Genomic DNA, 23,090 nt, shown 5'->3' on the forward strand with positions numbered 1-23,090 from the left:
TTCATTCTATATTTCGTAAATTAGGTGCTACTGGCACCTTGATATCCTTTGATAAATTGAAGGAACCAATAGCTGGAATGGCAGAATCCTTTATGACTACCTTTTCAATCCCAAATTCCTTTGCTGTCAAAAGTAGTGCCTCGAGAGAAGATGATGACTGCTGGTTGTCTTGTAGATTTGCATTTCCCCTTAGTGAGACAAATAATGTTTTGTCAGAGACTGATAATTCATGTAACGGCATTATGGACTTCAGGGAGCTCTTTAAACCTAATAAGGGCTGATCAGATTTCATCACTTCTATTGCAGTATTTATATCGTTAAACGTCTCAATTGTTGGAGTAAGAAATGGAAGGTCACTACCTTCTGGATAATAAAATAAGTACGCATGCCTTTTATCAGGAACAACATCCACTTCTTCAAGCTTGCCGTAATTCCCTAATTCAATTCCTGGGTTACCGTTTGTTGAAAACTTTATTTTTTTAAGATTGCTATTAGAGGAAATATCCCTTTTTAATACATTAATAAAATTTGTTTCACTGGTTGAACCTTGTCCGTATTGATGATTGGAAGGAACATCAACCCAAACGCTGCTATTATTATTATCAAGCTCCATCGTCCCATTTAAAGGATAAAATTCTGATAATCCCCATTCTTCTTCCGTTAAAACGGGCATTTTCTTAGTATATTGAGTAAGCCAGGGTTGGCCTCCCGTACTCTTTGCGATAATAGAAACAGGAATTAGAATTTGCACTTGTGGATCTGGAATCCAGTAAGTGAATACAGTAGTCCCCTTCTCCAATTCATCCTCATAAATGGCCGTTTTTATACTCTCAGCTTTCATTACGCTTGGCTGTTCTGTTTCTGAATACGCCTTCTTCTTTGGTAAGGCGTCATTTTTTTCCACGGCTGGGGTTAAATCCCTTGAAGTCATCTTCATTTCTTGATTTGCTGTGGATTTTTCATCTTGCGTCTTATCAAAGGAGAAATTTGTCCCATCCATTAATTTTGGTGCCAGGATGAAAAATAAAAGCAATGCGGCTGCAGCAGCTATGCCAGGCAAAAGCCATGATTTTATTTTACGCCGTTTTAAGGAAAGATTTTGGTAAATGTCACGAGGATTGCGATGATCTAGTATTTTCGGCATCTGCCTTAATAATTCTTCGAGCTCATTATCGCTCCACTCTGACTTTTTCACTTGTTACTCCCTCCTTTTCATAAAATAATTCCATCTGCTTCTTCAAAACCTTTAAGGAGCGGTGTTGTGTGGTCTTTACCTTACTTTCCGTCCAGCCCAGTGCTAGGGCAGTCTCAGAAATGGATAAATCCTGTAAATAACGCAGAATGATAACAGACCGTTGATCCAGTGTACAATACTCAAGACATTTGTATATCCACCGGATTTCTTCCTTCTGTACAGTAATTTCTTCAGGTATCGGATTCTCATCCTTTACTTGATTGGTTGACCAATCAAATTTTTCAAGTAATCTTTCCTTCCAGCCCTTTTGTTTACGGAAAAAGTCAATGGCAACATTCCTTGCAATCGAAAACAGCCATGTTTTTTCACTGCTTTTCCCTTCAAAACGATGATAAGACTTAAATACCCGAATATAGACTTCTTGAACAAGATCCTCTGCCTGTTCTTTGTCTCTAACCATATAAAATAGAAATTGAAAAACGTCATGATGATATTTTTGATATAGCTCATCGAAAACGGAGTCCATCAATTCCCCTCCCCGTTCATTTATATTAGTCGATGTTTATGTATAAAAAGTTTCACCCTTTTAAATATAGACGTTTTTTGGCCAGATTGGAAGGTATTTGTAAAAGGTTAAATTCAATTACACATAAAAAAAGCGGAAGCATCAAATAGACGCTTCCACTCTTAATTGTTCCTTGTGAATCAAGAACAATCGGCAAAATGATTGTTTATTTTACTTTTTTCGTGGAAGCAGGAAGGAAAATGTTGTTCCTTGTCCCATTTTACTTTGCACGGAAATATGGCCCCGATGGGCATCAATAATATTCTTCACAATTGCAAGCCCAAGTCCTGTTCCCGCTCTTCCCCTCGTCCTCGCTTTATCCGCTTTATAAAAGCGTTCAAAAACAAACGGCAGATCTTCCGCAGGGATCCCAGAGCCGGAATCTTTTACTTCCATTCTTATTCCATTGTCTTCTGACGTTACTGTTAATGAAACAGCTCCACCTTTTGGTGTATGCCTTATTGCATTATCGATTAAGTTCGTCAACACCTGTTCAATTCGATCAGGGTCAAATATAAACGCAGTAACCCCATCTTCTAAATCCGCATTCAACACAATTTCATTATCCTTTGCCAATCCCTGAAATTTATGGATAATTCGATTGATAAAGGTAGAAATTTCAATATCCTCCATCGATAAATGAATATGTCCTGCTTCCATTCGGGCAAGGTCCAGCAATTCATTAACCAGCCGTCCCATTCGCAATGATTCATCATAGATGACTTTGGCCATTTCTTTTTTCTCTTCCTGTGATTCAGCGATATCATCCACAATCGCTTCACTGTACCCTTGTAACATGGAAATTGGTGTTCTAAGTTCATGTGAAACATTGGCGATGAAGTCTTTCCTCATTTTATCCAATTGTCTTTCCTCAGTCATATCCCTTAGAACCGCTACTGCTCCACGGATAAATTGATTACTATATAGAGGACTTACCAAAATGACCCAATGCCGCCCTTGTAGGGAAATCTCACCAATTTGTTCTTTTTCAGTATCTACCGCCCGTTGAAAAAGCTCCATTACTTGTGATGGGATTGACTCCGAATCAGAGGCAAATCCCCCTTTTTCGTAATACCAATATTGTAAAAAGCGATCTGCCGGAGGATTCGTAATCAGAATCGTTCCATCTCGATTAAAGGTGATAACCCCGTCGGCCATACTACTTAAAATACTAGCTAGCTGTTCTTTTTCCTGGTTAAGGGCATTCATATTAAATTTCAACTGCCTGCCCATCTGGTTAAAGGCCGTTGCCAGTTCGCCAATTTCATCATGAGTCAGGATTGGGACTTTCGTATCAAATTTTCCTCGAGCCACTTCAAATGCAGCCTCCCTCATCTTTCTTAACGGCGCTGTGATTCGTGTAGATAGGAAGAAGGCAAAAATAGTGGTTAAAATAATGGCCACACCGGCTACAAGTAATATAAATTTTGTTGCGGAATGTGAGGTTTCCTGCATGTCTTCTAACGACTGATAAATAAATACCGCACCATTTTTCCCACCAGGGAGATGGAGCGGGACACCAATAATGGAATAATTAGTATCCTTAATGCCATTCTTTATTGAAAGGTTGGAAATCTTTTCAACTTTTTTGTTATTGTGAAATATTTTCTTTAAATCTGGGTCTTTATTAATATCCTTAATGGACAACTTTTTGGTATCATCAGTATTTGGAGAATAATAAACCTCATCTTCATTCTTTACAACGACCACTTTTGTGACATCATCGATAAATTCCCAGGATATTTCTAAACCAAGTGATAATTTATCAGGATGTTTTTCTAAAACATAGGAAATTTTTTCCGCTGTATCCGTTAAGTCCTTTTTTGTTTGATCAATGTTGTAATTTTGGAAGAATTCCAATAGCATGACAGTTAAAATAAACAGTATGAACGATACCAGCAATAGGATGGTAAACCAAAGTTTACCAACTACACTTCTCAAAAAGGTCATTCATTTACAACCTCAAATTTGTAGCCTACTCCCCAAACCGTTACAATCATCCTTGCAGCCTGTTCAGACACCTTATTTAATTTTTCGCGAAGACGTTTTACGTGCGTATCAACCGTTCGTAAATCACCGAAAAATTCATAATGCCAAACTTCTTTCAGTAATTGTTCGCGATCAAACACCTTATCCGGTGCTTTTGCTAGGAAATAAAGTAATTCGTATTCTTTGGGAGTTAAGCTTACTTCCTTGCCGTCTGCTAACACTCTGTGAGCATCATTGTCAATCGTTAAATGTGGAAAGACAATGACATCCTTTGTCGTTGTTTCGGTTTGCAAATAGCTGGTTTGCGATGATCTTCTTAATAGCGCTTTTACACGCAGCACTACTTCCCGTGGGCTAAATGGTTTAACAATATAGTCATCAGTCCCCACTTCAAAGCCTTGAACGCGATTGATTTCTTCACCTTTCGCGGTTAACATAATAACGGGAGTTGCCTTTTTTTCTCTTAATACACGACAAACCTCAATGCCATCCTTGCCAGGCATCATTAAGTCAAGCAGAATAACATCATAGTCATTTGCAATTGCTTTTGTTAACGCTTCGTTTCCATCCTCTGCTTCATCGATTATATATTCTTCACGTTCTAAATACATTTTTAATAAACGGCGAATTCTTTCTTCATCATCTACAACTAAAATTTTCACGTCTTTTTCCATTATTAATCCCCCCATGAAGTTTATTGTACAAAATGGCATGGTATTTTTCTATATTTTCACGGTAATTACTGCTTTTAAAAGTGTCAAAAATTTGACAGCGAAAAGCGGAGGCGCCTTGGTCAGCCCCGACAGGCATAAGACGACCCGCGAGGAGGCAGTTCCCCAGCCACCACAGTGGGGCGGCTTATGTCCCGAGGGGCTAGGCGCTGAAGCTGGACAATTCTCAAAGTTGCCATTGTTAAAAAAAAGCCTCCACTCTTTATAAAAGGTGAAGGCTATAAAATTTAAAATTAACCTGCATAAGAATGAAGCCCAGCAATAACCAAGTTAACAGCTACCAGGTTAAACATAATAATAACAAAGCCAATTACGGCTAACCATGCAGATTTTTCACCATGCCATCCCTTGGAGAGACGAAGATGCATAAATGCTGCATAGAATAACCACGTGATCAGCGCCCAAACTTCTTTCGGATCCCAACCCCAGAACCTGGACCAAGCCATTTGCGCCCAAATCATGGCAAAAATGAGTGCCCCTAACGTAAATACAGGGAAGCCGATTAACACTGAACGGTAACTAATCTCATCAACAAAGTCAAGTTTAATATTTTTTACAAGCGGCTGAAGCGCTGCTGCAATCCGCTTCCTTAAGATTAATCTAATAAGGCCATAAAGTACTAGACCTGACATTAATGACCAAATAACGGTATTCGCCTTTTTTGCATTAATGAAAGCCGGCATTTCAATTAACGGTTTAAAGCCTTCCTTTGTCAGCAATTCGCTATCATGCGGTCCAGTAATAGCTGGCATTTTATATTCTACTACAGCCTGTGTGCCGTGTTTATCAGTCCAATTGAATTTCTCGTGATAACCGATCCCTGAAAATACAGATGACACCACGACAAATCCAAGTACTGTAACTAATGAAAACATGACCATTTCTAGCCAAAAGGTTCGTTTGGTTGATTTTGTTTGATCAATTGCCTTTACAAGATAGATCAGCCCCGCTGCAAAGCTAATCGCTAAGATGGCTTCCCCAATCGCTGCAGTAGTCACATGAATATGAAGCCAATAACTTTGCAATGCCGGTATTAACGGCGTAATATCCCTAGGAAACATACTTGCATAGGCAATAACTAGAATTGCCACCGGCATTGTAAATAATCCAAGCAAAGTTGTTCGATAAATAAAATAAATAACAATAAATGCACCAACAAGGGCCATCCCAAAAAATGTCGTAAACTCAAACATATTACTTACTGGAGCGTGACCCGCTGCAATCCATCTGGTAATAAAATAACCAAGCTGCGATATAAAACCGATTATCGTTAAAAATACGGCAATTGTCCCCCAGCGATTGGTTCCTTTCTTTCCGTTCATGTCCTTTTTTGATTTAATCGATCCACCATAAAACAGTATAGAAACTAAATAAAGTATAAAAGCAATAAATAACAAATTACTACTTAGTGCTGCCAACTAGACGCCCTCCTTGTCCGTATTTTCCCGTTGAAGCTGATCCTCTGGTATGTTAAGCATTGTATCTGTTAATACCATTTCAATTTCCCGCTTTATACCATACCAATTTTTATTCGTGTGGGCTGCAATCCAAACTTGTCCATTCTTGTTTTGAATCCAGATTCGGCGATGGTTCCAGTATGCACCCTGTATGACACCAATCATAAAAAGAATACCGCCTAAAATAATTGCCCATAAGGAAGAATCTTTGCGGACAGTAAACCCTGAAACATTTTTGGTTTCAATTCCTTTAAAAGCCATCTTATACGTATTGTTACCAAAAGGCTCGATTGTTTGCTTGATGGCCACAAAACTCGTTTCCGGTTCTTTATCTGGAGTAGTGATTTGAAAGACAAAAGCAGGATTGTTAGGTACACGAGATTTTGTCGTTGGCTCCTTATTCTTATCAAATTCAAAATCCGGAAAATAATTTAGAATCTTAACAGAATAGCCGTCACCTAGATCATACTTAGCCTTTGGATCCTCAAGATTGATGTCTACTTCTCCAAAAGTCTGATTTGTCTCTTTATTCGTCAGCAAAAAGTTCATCTGTTTTAACTCACTTCTAAATGAGGATTGGAAAACAGAATAACCATCAAAGGATAGTGGATGATTAACTCGAACTTTATATTCTTTTACCTTCTTTAATTCCGGCTTCTCACCAGGAAGATTCTGACCCATCCGTTCATATAAAACGACGTTAGATTGATAGTTCTTAACAACATCACCCGCCTGCTCAATCGCCTTTTCGAAGGTTTTATTTTCATTTTTATCGTAATGCTGTAGAATAAATTGATTATTTTTCAAGTAGAACTTTTCACCTGTTTCGGGGACCACTGCTGTTTCTCCCTCTTTTACCCAAAGGTTCTCATTCACATAAACACCAGGAATAAACCGGAGCATCCCGCCAAATAAAAAGATAATTAAACCCACATGGTTTACATACGGTCCCCACCTGGAAAATCGCCCTTTTTCAGCTAACAGATCGCCATTTTCTTCCCGAACATGATAGCGTCTATTCTTTAAATGCTGCTTAATTGTCGTGAAATCATTTTCGCCAACGTTTTCATTTACACCAAATACCCTCTGGCGCTTTAAAAAACCTTCGTGCCTAGTGACTCTCTGGGCTTTTAATGCCTTATATAACGGGACAACTCGATCAAGACTACAAATAACAAGGGAAATGCCAATCATGGCGATTAATAATAAGTACCACCATGAACCATACAAATCATGCAAACCTAATTTGTAATATAATTTTCCAAACCAACCGTACTCCTGCTCATAATACACATCTGCCGGCAGATTAATATACATCTCCTGCGGCAGAATAGTGCCAAGAATGGAAGCGAGTAAGGTAATAATAATCAGCCAAACACCGACTTTAACCGATGAGAAGAAATTCCAAATTTTATCGATAAAGGTTTTGCTATAGGTTTGAGAGCGGCGAGCACTCCCTTCGTAGCGCATATCAAGAAGTTCTTTATTATTGCTATCTCGTTCATCGAGCACTTTTCCACATGCTTCACATAACACGGTTCCATGCGGATTCACATGCCGGCATTCACATTTCACATCGTTCATTTTAAAAAACTCCCTACAATCCCCTATGGTTTTATTTTCTCCATAAACTCCTTGATTTTGTATTCGGTTAATTCACCGGTATAATATTGTACCACCTTACCATTTTTATCAATTAAAAATGTTGCCGGCAACAGATCAACACCGTACACATTCATGACTTCTTTTTCTTTATCAATCATAATCGGGAAATCAAGCTTAAGACGTTCAGCAAATTGATTAACGGCAAGTTCTGGCTCCTGTATATCGACAGATAAAACTTGCACACCATTATCTTTATACTGATGGTATTGATTATTAATATACGGCATTTCTTTCTTACACGGAGGGCACCACGTTCCCCAGAAATTTAAAAATACTCCCTGACCACGGTAATCAGAAAGACGGTGCTTGTTTCCTTGCATATCGACTAAGACAAAATCAGGTGCTTGATCACCTTGAGAGACCTTTTGTTTATTATCTTTTGTAAGATTTGAATAAAGCGAATAGGCAACGGCTGCACCTAGTACAAGTAAAATAATTGTTCTAATCACTAATCGCCGTTTCTTCATAAAAAAACCTCCAGTAAATCACATAACACAGTCGTCTTAAATTATAGCACTTTCCAATATCGGCATAGTGTTAAGGAAAGTGGTATTTGTGACGATTTTATGACTTTTTCTTAAGTTTATCCAATGCAAGGGCCCTCAATTGCTTTACCTCATGAGGAGTCAGCTCTCTTGCCTCTCCTGTTTTTAAACCGTTTAATGTCAAGAAGCCATACCGTTCACGCTTTAATTTCAGAACCTCATTCCCAATAGCCTCAAACATTCTTCTAACTTGACGATTTCGCCCTTCATGAATCGTAATTTCAACAATCGCGGTTTGTTTTTTCTTATCTACCGATAGTAAATTGACTTTTGCAGGTGCCGTTTTGCCATCCTCAAGACGAATCCCTTTTTCCAATTTCCTCAGGTTTTCTCTTAATGGAATGCCTTTTATTTTCGCAACATACACTTTGTCCAATTCATTCTTTGGATGCATAAGCAAATTGGCAAATTCCCCGTCATTTGTTAGCAGCAGCAAACCGGAGGTATCATAGTCAAGGCGCCCGACAGGGAAAATTCGTTCTTTAAAATGGGAAAAGAAATCTGTGACTACCTTCCTGCCCTTATCATCACTTACACTTGAAATAACCCCTCTTGGTTTATATAAAAGAAAATAAACAGGTTCTTCTTTCTCAATCTGTATTTCATTTACCTCTACTTTATCGGAAGGAGAAACCTTCACTCCAAGCTCTGTAACCACTTTTCCATTTACTTTTACTCTTCCTTCTTTTATTAACTCCTCGGATTTTCTTCTAGAAGCAATACCCGCTCGAGCTATTACCTTTTGTAATCTTTCCATTCAGTTCACCTCAAAATTTTTCCGATAGATATAATCTCATAGGTAAAAAGGAGTGATTCCTATTTACAACGGAAGCCTATTTGCTATTCTATCCTAATGAATTATGACACAATTTCTCCACTTTTCAAAGTAACGGGTATTAAATTAACGGAAAAAGAAAAAAGCATGTCCCAAAAGGAACATACCCAATCTTAAACCCTATTTTGTGCCAAAAATAAAAGTTACAATAATAATGGAGACGATAATTCCCACTACGTCTGCAAGAAGTCCTACCTTTAGTGCATCCCCCATTTTTTTAATCCCAACGGCACCGAAATAAACGGTTAAAACGTAAAAGGTAGTATCCGTACTTCCTTGCAGCACGGATGCAAGACGGCCAATAAAAGAATCAGGGCCATAGGAGGCAATTAAATCACTTGTCATTCCAAGAGCGGCTGTACCTGAAATCGGTCTAATAATGAGCAATGGAACAATTTCTGCGGGGATTCCCATCATTTTCATCACTGGTCTGATCCAATTCATTAAAGCGTCTAAAGCACCAGATGCACGAAAAATGGAGATTGCGACCAACATTCCAACTAAAAAAGGTATGATTGATACGGCAATTTTAATCCCTTCTTTTCCACCCTCAACAAAACTTTCGTAAGTTGGCACCTTTTTAAGAGTTCCATATAAAAGAATAAACCCAATTAACAAAGGAATAAAAGTTAGCGAAATTTTAGCAAATATCTCCATAACCTAAATCATCCTTTTCGGCTTCTGCGATAATAAAAATAGCGGTCTATCAGCACTGCTCCAATTGCCGATAGGATGGTCGCAATAATGGTTGGGACAACGATTTCGGTTGGTGATGCAGAATGATAATTCATTCTAATTGCGATCACCGTTGTGGGAATAATGGTAATGCTGGCAGTATTGATTGCCAGAAAGGTCACCATCGACCTGCTTGCTTCATCTTTTCCGCCATTTAATTTCTTTAACTCCTCCATCGCTTTTATTCCCAGTGGTGTGGCGGCATTTCCTAAGCCAAACATGTTGGATATCATATTTGACAAGATATAGCCCATTGCCGGGTGTTTAGGAGGAACCTCAGGAAATAAAATTTTCACTAGCGGGCGAAATAGCTTTGACAGCTTTTCAAGAAGCCCGGATTCTTCGGCTATCCGCATCATGCCAAGCCAGAAAACAAGTACACTGATAAGACCGATACAAAGGATCACTGCTTCCTTAGCACCATCAAAAACAGCCTTATTCACCGCCTCCATTGTCCCATTGATCAATGCAAAAACAATACCGACGATTGTCATAAAGACCCAAATATAATTAACCATTAGAATTCACACCGATGACCGAAAGAAAAATTTCTTTAACAAAATCAAACAGCCCTTTTTTCTTCTTTTTTTCTTGATTGACTTGGAAGTAAATTGGTGTTTCCTGGACAACCTTCCCATCTAAATATATTGCTGCTTTCCCGACTATTTCTTCATTTTTAGAACTCGTCCATTTTTTCTTAGGTTTAAATAATTTATACTTCACTGAAAACAAAGCCATTTCATCATTAGTTGCTGGATAAACAATTGACTTTTTTACAAACAAATGATCCTTATAGTATTTGTTTTTTATTGCATCGATTTTCCCCTTAACTAACACCTCGGCCATATCAAACCCCTTAAATCCGCCTTCATACATGGAAATATGATCATTCCAATCGTTCGAATCATTTAAGGTAACCGCAATTAGATTCATATCTCCTTTTGTTGCGGTTGTAACTAGCGTTCGTTTCGCACGTTTTGTAAAGCCCGTCTTTCCGCCTGTACAATATTTATATTTTGATAGCAGACGATTCTTGTTTTTCCATTCCCTGTCCCAATTTTCTGTTGGATTTGGGGCTTTATATACCTTGGTACCTGAAATTTTTTGAAAGGTTTTATTTTTCATTGCATAGCGCATGAGGATGGCCATATCATATGCCGTTGAATAATGATTTTCATGATCATCAAGTCCGTGCGGATTGGCGAAATGGGTATTATGCATCCCAATTTCCTTTGCCTTTTGATTCATTAAATAGACAAAGCCATCCAAACTTCCCCCTACATGCTCGGCGATTGCCACTGCTGTGTCATTTCCGGATCTTAGCATCAAACCATAGACAAGATGATTAAGCTTTATTTTTTCTCCTGGTTTTAAATATACTGACGACCCCTCGGCATGGGTTGCCTTTTCACTCACTTTAACCGTTTGATTCATTTTTCCCGATTCAATTGCGAGAATGGCAGTCATGATTTTTGTTATACTTGCAATTCTCCTTTTGGTGTGTGCATCCTTCTCAAAGAGAACTCGTCCAGTTTTTTGCTCTAATAGGACGGCGCTAGCAGCACTGACTCCGAGGGTGGCATCAACCTTCTGAGGAATGTTTACAATCAATAGTGAGACTATGAGGGAAAGTGTCACTAGCTTCAAAATCATTTTCATTGGTTTAACCTCGTCTCCTTCTAATCTGTCTACTTGTAAGCTTATAGCTTTGTACAAGTTTATGCGGGACGGGTTCTTATAAGAACAAGAAAACTCGCCTTTCGACGAGTCTTCAAATGGGAACAGCTCTAAAAAGCTGGCCATTTTATATCTGCAGCTTTTTCAAACCTTATTTCAACATCATGCCAATTGACTATATTCCACCATTTATCCACGTACTCCGCCCTGTTGTTTTTGTATTGGAGATAATAGGCATGCTCCCAAACATCGAGAACAAGGAGAGGAATCGTATCCCACTGCGTCAATAACATATGCCGCTCCGATTGTAACACTTCCAAATGCCTTGCCCTTGGTGACCAGACCAATAAAGACCAGCCAGCTCCTTCCACTTGCTTGGCAGCTTCAGAGAATTGTCGTTTAAAAGCCTCAAAGCTTCCAAAATATCCATCTATTTCTTGCTTTAATATGCCTTGCGGACCACTGCTGCCATTCGGAATCATATTTCTCCAAAAAATCGTATGAAGATAATGACCAGAACCGTGAAAAGCAAGCTCACGTGACCAATGCTTAATGAATGAAAAATCATTGGTTTCCCTAGCCTTTTTAAGATTAAGTTCGGCTCGATTTAATCCATCCACATATGAACGATGGTGCTTATCGTGGTGCAATCTCATGATTTCCTCAGATATATACGGCTCTAAGCCATTATAGGGATAGGGCAGTTCCGGTAAGGTATGTCCTCCGGGAGGAAGTGTTTTTTCTACAATCCAAATATTTCCGACTTCTTGTTTCCTTCTAAAATAATGTTCCAGTTGTTCATGTATATTCTCAGCCTTTACCTGAAGACCAAGCAGCTCCTCAGACGATAATTCTCGGTTCGTGCTTTCAATTAATTCGGTAAATTCGTCAAGTTTTTCCCATAATTCCGAGTCTTCCCCCACCTTTTCCGATTGAAGAAATTGTTTCATTTGCTCATTCCAATCAAATAGCTCATTAACATATCGGCTAAATCGATCCATTAAATCCTCATTCCTCTCCAGCAATAAAACAGCTTTGTATTCAATCAATCTACCTAAATGGTATGAGGAATAAAGCTTGTTAAGAACGAGAAAGGCCGCCCTTATTAAAAGGACAGCCTTAGACCCTAGTTTATTTTGATTGAATCATTTTAGTTCGATAATCGGTTTCATAGTACTCAAGTTCTTCCCTAATTCTTTGGAAATCCCCTTCTAGATTCTTTAGGAGTTGCACAACACTTTCCGAAACGTTTCGGGAAAATTTAATCGAATTTCGTCCTGTATAGGCGGAACGGCTATCTTCAAACCAAGCATCATTCTTCGGTGAGAAAAACTCTTCAATACATTGATGGTAAATCTTATAAAGAGTTTTTTCGGCTGCTGCTTTTTGAAAAGGTTCGTTTATCAAGATAACAGAGCATGTTTCTAAACATTCTGCGCTATAAACAGCTAACTTGCGTAAATTGGCAAAGATTATTTTATTATAGCTGCGCTCTTCTTCATTTTCTACTTTCAATTCCGAAATCGTTGTTTCATTTAAAAAGTCTTCAATTATTGAAATTGACTTTGTTAAAAAATCTTTAACATCCATAAGTTGCGTTTTAACCAATGAATTCCCCATAGTTACCCCCTAATATTTACCTAAGATCAATTTACTTTATTATAGCGGCTGCAGGATGAACTCTAGTGGAGAACGAAGTTCAAAGCCCTTTTTTTGTTTAAGGGCAAGCATTATTTCAGGCAATTTAGTAAAGTTAATATCTTGGAAATAGGCAGCAAACTCCTGTTTAGAATTAATATATAGGCGTTTACGGCTGCGAAGTCCTGGATTTTTTAAGAGGCAAATAAGTGCAACAATTTCTTTGAAATAAACTTCATTTCCTTCATGAACCATTATGGGATCTTGCTGATATGGGGTAAACTCAGCAAAGATTTGATCAAAGTACCTTACATACAGAACATGCAGCGTTTTTTCTACACCATCTTCAATGAAGGTAACTTCACTTCTGTTAAAAAAGTCCTCTGAAGTATTTGATTTTTCTTTTTCTAATTCAAATCCTTTACACTCTTTAATTAGCAACTTAATCTCGCTCCTTGTCGAAATGCTTAAGCCTTGTTGGATTACTAAAAACATATATTCATTTTAGCATAAATTCGTCTTCCGATTGTGATTTAGGAGTTAATTGTTTCCTGAAATTTTTCAAAAAACAAGTCAGCTTCCTCCTGAATAAATTCTTCCTCGACTTTATCCGGAAGCTGTGGAAGTTCTTTTAAACTTTTTAATCCAAAATAGTCCAGGAATTCTTTTGTTGTCCCATATAAATAGGCCCTTCCTGTCCCTTCTGCCCGGCCAACTTCCTTTATTAATACCTTCGAGACAAGGGTATGCAGCGGTCTCTCCGTTTTCACACCGCGAATTTCCTCAATTTCAGCACGGGTAATCGGCTGTTTATAGGCAATGATCGCCAATGTCTCTAAAGCAGCCTGTGATAATGTAGAGGTATGGGGGGAATCAACTAGCTTCTTAAGATAAATTGCATTTTCCTTCTTTGTTGCCAGTTGATAGGTTCCTGCTAACTGGACAACCATAATACCCCTATTAGTTTCGGCATATTCTTGTCTTAACTTCTCAATGATTTCAATCGCCTTAAGCTCATCTACTTCTAAAACCTCTCCTAATTGCTTTAGTGAAAGACCTTCATCCCCTGCTGCAAACAATAGGCTTTCCAGAATGCTGCTCCAATTAATGATTTCCAACCACTTCTGCTCCTTTCGCTACAACTTCAACAAAGATATCACCAAAATTTTCTTTTTGCTCAACATCAATCACTTTTCTTTTTATCAATTCCAAAACAGCTAAAAAGGTCACTACTATATGATCCTTTGCCGGATTTGGAAATAATTCATTAAAGTTTTTTCTTCCTTTAAGCTGTGTTAATTCACCCATAATCTCTGCCATTCTTTTCTCAATCGATATTTCTTGGCGGGCAATTTTAGTCGCCAGGGGCCGTTGTAACTTTTTTCTTCGCAAAAGCTTTTGGAAGGCTGCCAGCATATCATACAAGGAGACATTTAAGTCAGTTTTTTCAGGTTGTTTTTCCTTTGCAAAATCAGAAAGATCACTTGGCGGCTTGGTATACATAAGACCACGTTCTTCTTCCATCGTTTTAAGGTCATGTGCAGCCTCTTTATATTTGCGATATTCAATCAAGCGCTCCACAAGCTCGTCTCTTGGGTCTTCCTCGTATGTCATTTCAGAATCTACTTCATCGAAAACCTCTTCATGCTTTGGTAAAAGCATTTTGCTCTTTATTACCAGTAATGTCGCTGCCATTACTAAAAATTCACTGGCAACATCCAGTTGAAGCTCCTTCATTGTTTTAATATATATTAAGTATTGCTCGGTAATTTCGGCAACAGGAATATCATATATATCAATTTCAAGCCGATTAATTAAATGGAGAAGCAAATCTAACGGCCCTTCAAACGCATCAATCTTCACCTGATACGGCATGTTCATTCACCAAAATTCTTCATAAATAAAATTTGTTCATCAGTCATTTCAACTATTAATAGTATAGAGGATTCACACGGTGTAATCCAATAGAAAAATCAACCTTACAGGTTCTTAATTACCAAAACATGATGTTTGCCCATAACAATGGACAAAACTCCCACATATTATGACAAGGAAAAGACAATAATTATGTAGGAGGTTTTAATATGGATGGCGCATTTGGAGGCGGCTTTGCTTTAATCGTCGTTTTATTCATTTTGTTAATCATTGTTGGTGCTGCTTGGGTTTACTAACTAGAAAAGCGTAAACCCCTAGGCGCGGGGGCTAGACAATTAGAGAAATGGAAAACCCGTCATATTGACGGGTTTTTTTCACTAAGGAAGCTGCACTGTTATGATAAACTAGATTTACATAGTTCAATAAGGGGGGGATCTCTTGTACCCAATCGAGTATATCCAATTTTTAGCCCATTTTCACGGAGATCGAGATTATTTTGAGTGCCATGAGTTACTTGAGGAATATTGGAAAAAGATAGATTCCAGGAACAAATCGTCCGTCTGGGTCGGTCTTATTTTACTGGCAGTATCCACCTATCATCACCGTAGAGGCAATTTTAATGGGGCAAAAAGAACATTGGAAAAAGCAACAATAATTTTCGACACTCACGCTGGTGAGCTATCAAAATTAGGCTTGGATCAATCACTTCTTCACCATTTATTAAAAGAACGATTGTCAATAATTGCAGATACAAAAGCGTATTATAGCTATGATTTACCAATCTCTGATCCAACCCTCCTACAAATGTGTGAAACCTATTGTGAACAAGTTGGGTTTCAATGGGGGACAGATAGTGACATCACGGAAAGCAGGCTCATACATCGACATAAATTACGGGATAGAACAAGTGTAATCGAAGAAAGACAACAGTCCTTAAAATCGCGAAAAGGCAGAGAATGAACCTAATTCTCTGCCTTTTATACAATCCCCTTAGCAAACATCGCATTTTTCAACAAATGCTGCTGTATTTTCATTTGAAATTATTTCCTTGTCAGTATACATTTCTTTTAAAGCCTTCACCATTTTTTTACCAATGCCTTGAAAACGATGGGAAGGGTTAACCGAAATATGCTGGATTACTATGGCATTTGTCTCATTCTGGAAAAGGACACCGAGCAGTCCAATAATGTCTTCTTCTTTCCAAAGAAAAAGCTGCCATGCTTCTTCGGTCTCATATTCCTTTATTGTTTGCTGCAGCTTTTTTAAATCCTTTTCAGTTGGCATAAAGGACAATAAACCCATAGCAATTTTTTCGAATGTCTTCTTATAACGAATTAACATTTTGATCCCTCATTATATGAAATAAACCGATGAATTCCTTGGTTTCACAATAGTATATTTTTTCAAAATAATTCATTACTAAACATTTATTTATTATATGTATTTGATTTGATTGTGTTGCACTAAGCACCATCATACATAAAAATAAGAAAATCATCAAATCTCAGGATAGTTCTACCGATTAGGTACAATAAAAAGCCAGTAGATCAATCCCCAGATAACAGAGATCCCGATAAGGATACCAAATAATACCCAATTTCTTTTCATGAAAAATGTTCCTCCAAAAAACTTTATTCCTAGCCACCATTCTACACCAAATAACAAAAATAAGCTATTTTATCTCGTAAATGTTGTAAGTTCACCGTTTACGTTTCAAAACTATGAAACTTCCAGATTAAATAATACGTTTATAATAGTGATTTCGGTTATATTATATAAGAGGTTTGACTAGAGTTATTACTTCAAGGAGGGAAATAATGAAAAAGATCTTGATTCTTCTACTATTAACATTTGTATTCGTCCATCCCATCCGCAGTTTTGCAGATATGGCAGAGGGAGATATGATTGTCACATTGGGTGAAAATTTGACAACAGAGCAAAAAAATAATCTATTAGCAGAAATGGGCGCACCAAAGGATGTTCAAATTGTGACCGTTTCAAATCAAGAAGAACATCAATATTTAGGTAAATACGTCGCGAAATCATTTATAGGTACAAAGGCCATATCTTCATCAGCAATCACCGTCGCACCAAAGGGTTCAGGAGTTACGGTGAAAACAAAAAATATTAACTGGGTTACCGATGAAATGTATGTCAACGCCTTGATTACAGCTGGGGTCAAAGATGCAAATATCTATATCACTGCCCCGATTGCGGTGTCCGGAACCGCTGCCCTAACAGGGATTATCAAAGCATATGAAATTTCTGCCGATAAAACCATTCCAGAAGATGTAAAGCAGGCTGCAAATCAAGAGATGGTAGAAACAGCCAAACTCGGCGATTCTATCGGTGAAAAAAATGCAGCCGCCTTAATCGCAAAAGTAAAAGAAGAGATTGCTAAAAACAAACCGAAAAATGATGAAGAATTACGGAACATTATTGAGCAGGCCGCAAAGGATTTAAATGTTACCCTTTCAGACGCCCAAATGCAAAGGCTGATTGACTTTTTTAATAAACTAAAGGATTTAAACATTGACTGGAACCAAGTCAGCGATCAGCTCAATAAAGCAAAAGACCGGATTTCAAAATTTCTTCACTCTGAAGAAGGACAAGGATTTTTAGAGAAAGTTAAACAATTTTTTATTTGGCTGATTGATGCAATAAAATCATTTTTTTCATAAAAGTTGAAAAGCTGCCGCACTTGCGACAGCTTTTTCTTATTTAAGCGGTAAATCGAGTCTTACTAAATCTTCATATGATTCTCTTTTTACAACAAGGGTTGCCTTCCCGTTTTCAACAAATACGACGGCCGGGCGCGGAATCCGGTTGTAGTTGTTTGACATCGAATACCCATAGGCACCTGTGCAAAATACAGCAAGAATATCTTCTTCACCCGCTTCTGGCAGCGGTAAATCCCAAATTAACATATCACCGGATTCACAGCATTTCCCGGCAATGGAGACCGTTTCACTTGCTTTCGCTAATGGTTTATTGGCAAGAACAGCTTCATACTTTGCCTGGTAAAGTGCCGGACGGATATTATCGCTCATTCCGCCATCAACAGCTAAATACTTCCTGACACCGGGAACTTCTTTCGATGAACCAACCTTATAAAGAGTAATCCCCGCATCCCCAACAAGTGAACGACCAGGCTCAATCCATATTTCCGGCATGGTTAATGAGCGCTGCTTAGTTAAATTTTTTACTTCTGTAATGATTTCACCTACATACTGCGATGGTGGAATTGGCTCGTCTTCTTTTGTATAGCGGATTCCAAAGCCCCCGCCAAGGTTTAACACCTTCGCTTCGAAGGATAACTCGGTTTTCCAGTATGCCATCTTTTCAACAATTTTCTGTGCCGCTAGTAAAAAACCGGTAGTTTCAAAAATTTGTGACCCGATATGGCAATGAAGTCCGAGGACATCAAAATAGTCAAATCCAATCGCCGTTTTTAATGCCTCTTCCGCCTGTCCATTTTGAAGGTCAAAGCCAAATTTCGAATCCTCTTGGCCAGTTAAAATGTAGTCATGGGTATGTGCTTCAATTCCAGGAGTAACCCTTAAGAGGATGCTGACCTTCACATTTTTCTCCTGGCAAATAGTCTGTAATAATTCCATTTCTGAAAAATTATCAACAACAATACAACCAATTCCTTGGTCTAAAGCCATTTCTAATTCTTCCCGGCTTTTATTATTACCATGAAAATGAATTCTTTCTACCGGAAACCCGGCTACAATTGCGGTATACAATTCGCCGCCCGATACGACATCAAGCGATAATCCCTCTTCCTCCGCTAATTGGATCATCGCAACCGTCGAAAATGCTTTACTGGCATATGCGACTTGAGCCTTAACATTAAGGTCTTCAAATGTTTGTTTAAAGCCCCGTGCCCTTTCTCTCATTAATGCTACATCGTATACATACAGGGGGGTCCCAAATTGCCGTGTTAACTCAACGGCATCAACCCCGCCTATTTCTAAATTCCCATTTTTATTTACATCTGTTGATCCGTAAAAATACATTCTATTCCCTCTCTCCTGCATAACTCACTATAGTTTATGTATATCATTATAATAAATAAATAGACAGAATCTCCATAAGATACTGCCTATTTTTAATCCTTTATCCCTTTATTTAATTAAAATTACTTTAGCATAACTGTAAAAAAACCGCAATTATTTCTCGTTTGCTTCTGGCGGCTGGCGGAAACGATTTCGAGGATGCACGATACTTGGTCTTAAAATGGAACCGGGGATTGCCCTACGGAAGACAATCTGCATAAATCCTTTTGGTTCGAATGGAAGAAATGGCCAGAAGTATGGTGTATTCAGTGCACGCATTTTCACTATAAATAAGAACAATAAAGTACTGCCAATTATAAAGCCTGGTGTATGGAACATAGCTACCAAAATCATCAATGCCATTCTGGCTATTTTATTGGCCACACCTAACTCATAGCTTGGAGTCGTAAATGTACCGATCCCTGCCACAGCAACATAAAGAATGACCTCCGGCACAAATAAACCAACGTCAATCGCAATTTGACCAATCAATACCGCGGCAATTAATCCCATAGCCGTTGATAATGGTGTCGGGGTATGAATGGCGGCCATCCTTAAAAATTCAATCCCAAAATCCGCTAATATTAATTGAATAACCACTGGAATATTGGTTTGTTCATTTGGTCCAATAAAGGATACCTTTTCAGGTAATAAGGACGGCTCCAGTACGAATAATAACCATAAAGGAAGTAAGGCAATCGATGCTACAACACCTAAAAACCGTGTCCACCGTACAAACGTCCCCATTGCCGGTGATTCCCGGAATTCTTCCGCATGCTGTACATGATGAAAATAAGTAGCTGGTGAAATAATGACGCTTGGAGATGTATCACAGTAAATAATGACATGGCCTTCTAGAATATGTGCCGCTGCTACATCCGCTCTTTCCGTATATCTAACCAATGGGAAAGGATTCCAGCCCTGTTTCACGATAAACTCCTCGATCGTTTTATCTGCCATTGGAATTCCATCAACATCAATAGCCTGAAGCTCTTTTCTAAGAATATTTAGTAAATCTGGGTCTGCCACATCTTCTAAATAACCTAACGCTACATCCGTTTTTGAACGTTTTCCTACCTTATGCATTTCAAAGCGCAGTCGTTCGTCGCGGATTCTTCTTCTTGTTAAAGCCGTATTGAGAACAATGTTTTCAACAAACCCATCACGCGAACCACGAACAACCTTTTCTGTATCAGGCTCTTGTGGAGATCTGCCTGGATAGCTCCTTACATCTATTACAAGAGCTATATTTTCCCCTTCCATTACAACGGCAATTAAACCAGATAATACCTGAGTGACCACCTTATCGAGTGTTTTTACTTGTTCAACTGATACATTAACAATTCGGTTATCAATAACTTTAAACAAGTCCGTTGATAATTTTTCATGATCATTGATTTCTACTAATTCTTCAATTAACTGATTAATATAAAGCGAATCACATAACCCATTTACATAATAGATATGAACATCTTTCTTTAAAATTTTTAACTTCCTGACCCCGATATCAAAGCTTACACCGAGTCCCACCCGCTGTTTCATATAATTTTCAATTTCATTTACAGATTCCGGGATTGGCCAATTTTGCTCTTTACTTCTTGCCATAAAAGCCACTCCTTTCAAGAATTAATTCCACTGCTTTTTTCGTGATCGGAGAGCCAAGTTTGTAGGAATCGCGTCTTGCCATTTTTCCAATATCACCAACACCTACAATAATGGGCACGTCCAATTCATCAAGGCAATAAACGGTATCTCCATTTATTCTCCCAATTTCAAGTTCTTGTATACCAAATTTATCTACGCCATAGGGCGTTAGCTCTCCATCGCGATCGATGCTTACATCGACCCTTGACCATTCCTCATGTCTTGATTTTGCTGCAACCGCAATTACCCCAAGAACTTCAATGTCTTTATGTGATGCAACATATTTCAATGCGGATTCTCCCGCCCCTTCCCCCACGATTCCACTGTCATCGAACATCACTAGTACAGGATCATGTGCCGCTTTTTTTATTAACTTAACGATTTCTGGACCAGTTAATGTTGTCGGATTTCCATGAGAACTGGAAATGCATCGCCCGCCAATCTCTTGTGCAACATGCTCCACAGCCCTTTTTGCATATTCATCACCGTCAGTAACGAATATGACACGCCTCCGAATACCCATACTTTGATGTCCCTTCATTAAAAAGAGTAAATGCTTTTTGGAGCCCAAAAATTCCCAAGGAATTAATGATGAACAAAATATAGCCATTGAAAAATGGCGCCAAATATTTTCCCGAATACAATGGCCATGATTAAGATGATTATTTGTCCATCCAAGCGAATCCGTTTCACTAGAATCGGCAGAACATTTAACACCTCCGTAAGAGCCGCAGCTAACATTCCGAAAAATATTCCACCAGTAAGTCCTAAAGGGATCAAAAAGTAGGAAGAAATATGTAATGTGGGATCCCTAAGACTAGCTGCTACCCCTGTTAGCGCACCGAAAACTACGCTCCATTCATACTGTTGAATCATCTTCATTGTTTTGCTAAGCTGTGTCAGTCTTGGAATTACTCCAAGTACGGTAAGAAATGCCACAAACCCAGAACCTACGGCCAACCCACTTGCTAAACCAATAAAAAGAACGGCCAAAATTTTAATCGTCGTCATTAATTCGTTTCATACTTTCTTTATTTTCATGGATAATTACATAATTATCCAAATCCAGTTGATAATTAAACATTTCTACTTCAAGTGGACTTGGTTCCTCATTTATTCTCTTCTTAAATACATGATTAAAGAAGAGAATCATTCCTAAACCTAAACCAATGGAATAAGGGATTTGAAAAAGTAATGGCTTTGCGTCTTCCTCACCTGTAATAATGGTATAGATTTTTTCATGGACACTTCTCATACTGACATCATCATGAAAATTCATTATTGCCATTGCTGACCCAAAAAATAGTAAAAACCATATTAAAAGAAAAAAAGGAATGGATACTCCCTTCTTTTTAAAGGTAACTTCTATAATAGTCTGCGCAGGACCAATCGTTTGAACTTCATAATCCTCAAACGTATCTGCAATCAATTTGATGACTTTCATCACATCAATAACGACAATATTTCGATCTTTTGCAGTTAATTGATGAATTATCATCGATTTTAAATTTGCTAGTATAGCTTCGGGGGCAATAATTTGGGCAATATCCTTTAGTAAAACTTTTTCCTCCGGTGCAGATTGGACTCGATTCCGCATGCGGATGTAAATTGTTTTTTCCAAAACATTCACTTCCCAAACAATGTTTTCCTTGTATATGTAGTATGGTTAATATACTAGTTGTTAATGTATGAAATTGAAAAAACCGTATGGATTAGAGATCCATACGGTCTTTCATTTGTTGTAAAATCTTTTTTTCTAGTCTTGATACTTGAACCTGGGAAATCCCCAGCCTTTGAGCCACTTCCGATTGGGTTTGATCCTTATAATACCTTAAATAAACAATAAGTCTTTCCCGTTCATCCAATTCCCGGATTGCTTCTTTTAAGGCAATTTTATCAAACCATTTTCCTTCATTACCGTCATCAATCTGATCAAGTAATGTAATCGGATCCCCATCGTTTTCATAAACTGTTTCATGAATGGATGAAGGTGTCCTGCTTGCTTCTTGCGCAAGAATCACATCTTCTGGCGAAAGCTCCAGATGTGCCGAAATTTCGTTAACTGTCGGTATTCTACCTAGTATCTTCGATAATTCATCCTTTGCTTTCCGGATCTTGTTACCCATTTCTTTCAATGATCTGCTTACCTTCACGGTTCCATCATCGCGAATAAATCGTTGAATTTCACCAATAATCATTGGTACTGCATAGGTGGAAAACTTGACATCATAGGAAAGATCAAACTTATCTACTGATTTTAATAGTCCGATGCAGCCAATTTGGAACAAGTCATCGGGGTCATAACCCCTATTAAGAAACCGTTGGACAACAGACCAGACAAGCCGCATATTTTTTTCAACAATTAAATCTCTTGCAGCTTGGTCTCCCTCTTGGCTCTTTTTAATAAGCTCTTTCACTTCATGATCCTTTAAATACGTTTGACTTTTTTCGTTCTTAACCTCCACATCCATTGGCAAG

26 protein-coding genes are annotated in these 23,090 nt (G+C 38.2%); 3 read left to right on the top strand and 23 right to left on the bottom strand.

Annotation, left to right across the window (positions count from 1 at the left end; all coding sequences use genetic code 11):
* Position 1: 1 nt before the first annotated feature.
* The 16 genes from BABA_RS09285 to BABA_RS09360 all read right to left on the bottom strand — a co-directional run bounded on the left by BABA_RS09285 (position 2) and on the right by BABA_RS09360 (position 14,907).
* Positions 2-1,195, bottom strand: a complete 1,194-nt coding sequence (locus BABA_RS09285; RefSeq protein WP_007084912.1) for a hypothetical protein — start codon at positions 1,193-1,195, stop codon at positions 2-4.
* Positions 1,170-1,721 (bottom strand): RNA polymerase sigma factor SigX, encoded by a 552-nt coding sequence (gene sigX / locus BABA_RS09290; protein WP_007084913.1) that lies wholly within the window; start codon positions 1,719-1,721, stop codon positions 1,170-1,172. Before sigX ends, BABA_RS09285 begins: the two co-directional genes overlap by 26 nt.
* A gap of 210 nt (positions 1,722-1,931) precedes the next feature.
* The gene (locus BABA_RS09295; RefSeq protein ID WP_007084914.1) at positions 1,932-3,710 is read right to left on the bottom strand and encodes an ATP-binding protein; all 1,779 of its coding nucleotides are present in this window, start codon (positions 3,708-3,710) and stop codon (positions 1,932-1,934) included.
* Positions 3,707-4,423 (bottom strand): response regulator, encoded by a 717-nt coding sequence (locus BABA_RS09300; RefSeq protein WP_007084915.1) that lies wholly within the window; start codon positions 4,421-4,423, stop codon positions 3,707-3,709. Before BABA_RS09300 ends, BABA_RS09295 begins: the two co-directional genes overlap by 4 nt.
* Positions 4,424-4,713: 290 nt before the next feature.
* Positions 4,714-5,898 (bottom strand): c-type cytochrome biogenesis protein CcsB, encoded by a 1,185-nt coding sequence (gene ccsB, locus BABA_RS09305; RefSeq protein WP_007084916.1) that lies wholly within the window; start codon positions 5,896-5,898, stop codon positions 4,714-4,716.
* Positions 5,899-7,521 (bottom strand): cytochrome c biogenesis protein ResB, encoded by a 1,623-nt coding sequence (resB, locus tag BABA_RS09310; protein WP_007084917.1) that lies wholly within the window; start codon positions 7,519-7,521, stop codon positions 5,899-5,901.
* A 23-nt stretch (positions 7,522-7,544) separates the two neighbouring features.
* A complete protein-coding gene (resA, locus tag BABA_RS09315) occupies positions 7,545-8,069 on the bottom strand; it encodes a thiol-disulfide oxidoreductase ResA (RefSeq protein ID WP_007084918.1) in 525 nt (174 codons plus the stop codon).
* A 97-nt stretch (positions 8,070-8,166) separates the two neighbouring features.
* Positions 8,167-8,904, bottom strand: coding sequence for a 23S rRNA pseudouridine(2605) synthase RluB (gene rluB / locus BABA_RS09320; RefSeq protein WP_007084919.1), 738 nt, complete (start codon positions 8,902-8,904; stop codon positions 8,167-8,169).
* Between the two features lie 198 nt (positions 8,905-9,102).
* A complete protein-coding gene (locus tag BABA_RS09325) occupies positions 9,103-9,639 on the bottom strand; it encodes a spore maturation protein (RefSeq protein WP_007084920.1) in 537 nt (178 codons plus the stop codon).
* Positions 9,640-9,647: 8 nt separating this feature from the next.
* The gene (locus BABA_RS09330) at positions 9,648-10,235 is read right to left on the bottom strand and encodes a nucleoside recognition domain-containing protein (protein WP_007084921.1); all 588 of its coding nucleotides are present in this window, start codon (positions 10,233-10,235) and stop codon (positions 9,648-9,650) included.
* Complete coding sequence (locus BABA_RS09335; RefSeq protein ID WP_007084922.1) at positions 10,228-11,376, bottom strand: D-alanyl-D-alanine carboxypeptidase family protein; 1,149 nt, start codon at positions 11,374-11,376, stop codon at positions 10,228-10,230. Before BABA_RS09335 ends, BABA_RS09330 begins: the two co-directional genes overlap by 8 nt.
* A 128-nt stretch (positions 11,377-11,504) precedes the next feature.
* On the bottom strand, positions 11,505-12,395 hold the full coding sequence (locus tag BABA_RS09340; protein WP_007084923.1) for a superoxide dismutase: 891 nt from the start codon (positions 12,393-12,395) through the stop codon (positions 11,505-11,507).
* A gap of 130 nt (positions 12,396-12,525) precedes the next feature.
* Positions 12,526-13,014: a DUF3907 family protein gene (locus tag BABA_RS09345; protein WP_007084924.1), complete on the bottom strand. Its 489-nt coding sequence runs from the start codon at positions 13,012-13,014 to the stop codon at positions 12,526-12,528.
* A gap of 39 nt (positions 13,015-13,053) precedes the next feature.
* Positions 13,054-13,473, bottom strand: coding sequence for a hypothetical protein (locus tag BABA_RS09350; protein ID WP_007084925.1), 420 nt, complete (start codon positions 13,471-13,473; stop codon positions 13,054-13,056).
* A gap of 92 nt (positions 13,474-13,565) precedes the next feature.
* Entirely contained in the window at positions 13,566-14,150 is a 585-nt protein-coding gene (scpB, locus tag BABA_RS09355) for an SMC-Scp complex subunit ScpB (protein ID WP_007084926.1), read from the bottom strand.
* Positions 14,137-14,907: a segregation/condensation protein A gene (locus tag BABA_RS09360; RefSeq protein WP_007084927.1), complete on the bottom strand. Its 771-nt coding sequence runs from the start codon at positions 14,905-14,907 to the stop codon at positions 14,137-14,139. The genes scpB and BABA_RS09360 overlap by 14 nt, the downstream gene beginning before the upstream one ends.
* Positions 14,908-15,116: 209 nt before the next feature.
* On the opposite strand from BABA_RS09360, the gene BABA_RS09365 reads away from it, so the two are divergent.
* Positions 15,117-15,203 carry a YjcZ family sporulation protein gene (locus BABA_RS09365; RefSeq protein ID WP_040345773.1) on the top strand — a complete coding sequence of 29 codons (87 nt, stop codon included), beginning with the start codon at positions 15,117-15,119 and terminating at the stop codon, positions 15,201-15,203.
* Positions 15,204-15,345: 142 nt separating this feature from the next.
* On the top strand, positions 15,346-15,867 hold the full coding sequence (locus BABA_RS09370) for a DUF309 domain-containing protein (protein WP_007084928.1): 522 nt from the start codon (positions 15,346-15,348) through the stop codon (positions 15,865-15,867).
* A gap of 30 nt (positions 15,868-15,897) precedes the next feature.
* Here the strand turns inward: BABA_RS09370 and BABA_RS09375 are convergent, their stop codons facing one another.
* A complete protein-coding gene (locus tag BABA_RS09375; protein ID WP_007084929.1) occupies positions 15,898-16,248 on the bottom strand; it encodes a GNAT family N-acetyltransferase in 351 nt (116 codons plus the stop codon).
* A gap of 473 nt (positions 16,249-16,721) precedes the next feature.
* Here BABA_RS09375 and BABA_RS09380 point away from each other — a divergent pair, with 473 nt between their 5' ends.
* Complete coding sequence (locus BABA_RS09380; RefSeq protein ID WP_162829838.1) at positions 16,722-17,588, top strand: DUF1002 domain-containing protein; 867 nt, start codon at positions 16,722-16,724, stop codon at positions 17,586-17,588.
* A gap of 36 nt (positions 17,589-17,624) precedes the next feature.
* Here the strand turns inward: BABA_RS09380 and lysA are convergent, their stop codons facing one another.
* From lysA to sigF, 6 genes are all read right to left on the bottom strand, one after another.
* A complete protein-coding gene (gene lysA / locus BABA_RS09385; protein ID WP_007084931.1) occupies positions 17,625-18,929 on the bottom strand; it encodes a diaminopimelate decarboxylase in 1,305 nt (434 codons plus the stop codon).
* A gap of 153 nt (positions 18,930-19,082) precedes the next feature.
* The gene (locus BABA_RS09390) at positions 19,083-20,573 is read right to left on the bottom strand and encodes a spore germination protein (protein WP_007084932.1); all 1,491 of its coding nucleotides are present in this window, start codon (positions 20,571-20,573) and stop codon (positions 19,083-19,085) included.
* Positions 20,560-21,135, bottom strand: coding sequence for a stage V sporulation protein SpoVABEA (gene spoVAEA / locus BABA_RS09395; protein ID WP_040345828.1), 576 nt, complete (start codon positions 21,133-21,135; stop codon positions 20,560-20,562). The genes BABA_RS09390 and spoVAEA overlap by 14 nt, the downstream gene beginning before the upstream one ends.
* Before the next feature lie 62 nt (positions 21,136-21,197).
* Positions 21,198-21,623: a stage V sporulation protein AB gene (locus tag BABA_RS09400; protein WP_007084934.1), complete on the bottom strand. Its 426-nt coding sequence runs from the start codon at positions 21,621-21,623 to the stop codon at positions 21,198-21,200.
* Positions 21,610-22,233 (bottom strand): stage V sporulation protein AA, encoded by a 624-nt coding sequence (locus BABA_RS09405; RefSeq protein ID WP_007084935.1) that lies wholly within the window; start codon positions 22,231-22,233, stop codon positions 21,610-21,612. The genes BABA_RS09400 and BABA_RS09405 overlap by 14 nt, the downstream gene beginning before the upstream one ends.
* Positions 22,234-22,324: 91 nt before the next feature.
* A complete protein-coding gene (sigF, locus tag BABA_RS09410) occupies positions 22,325-23,083 on the bottom strand; it encodes an RNA polymerase sporulation sigma factor SigF (RefSeq protein WP_007084936.1) in 759 nt (252 codons plus the stop codon).
* Positions 23,084-23,090: the final 7 nt, after the last annotated feature.

It is taken from the genome of Neobacillus bataviensis LMG 21833, assembly GCF_000307875.1.
Taxonomy (GTDB): domain Bacteria; phylum Bacillota; class Bacilli; order Bacillales; family Cytobacillaceae; genus Neobacillus; species Neobacillus bataviensis.